This is a genomic window from Xenorhabdus entomophaga (assembly GCF_037996725.1).
GTDB lineage: Bacteria > Pseudomonadota > Gammaproteobacteria > Enterobacterales > Enterobacteriaceae > Xenorhabdus > Xenorhabdus khoisanae.
Window position 1 is genome coordinate 1 of the sequence record NZ_JBBMXH010000347.1, and the last position, 449, is coordinate 449.

A 449-nucleotide genomic window follows, 5' to 3' on the forward strand; every position below is an offset into this window, starting at 1 on the left:
CGTTTTTTAGACGATTTAAGGCAGGGCGAAGCCCGAGGCATTATATTCAGCGAACCCCGCGCTCAGCACATCCTGAATTTCTATAAATTTGTGCCCCACGTCAAGGGCGCACTGGCGGGCAAGCCTATTGAACTGATGGACTGGCATGTCTTTATTCTGATTAACCTGTTTGGTTTTGTGCATCCGTTAGTGAATGAGGCCACGGGGGAGGTGGTGCTGCGCAATGACGGCAGCGGGCGGCCGGTGATGGTGCGCCGTTTCCGCACCGCCTATAACGAAGTGGCCCGCAAGAATGCCAAATCGACCCTGTCCTCCGGTATCGGGCTGTACATGACCGGGGCAGACAGCGAAGGCGGGGCGGAAGTTTATTCGGCCGCCACCACCCGTGATCAGGCGCGCATTGTGTTTGAGGATGCGAAAAACATGATCAAGCAGGCCAGACCCACGTT

General features: G+C 56.1%; 1 protein-coding gene. It reads left to right on the forward strand.

The window, feature by feature from the left end:
• Positions 1-449 (forward strand): terminase large subunit domain-containing protein (locus tag AAC854_RS23130; protein ID WP_340619132.1); only part of this gene is annotated, 449 nt, incomplete at both ends.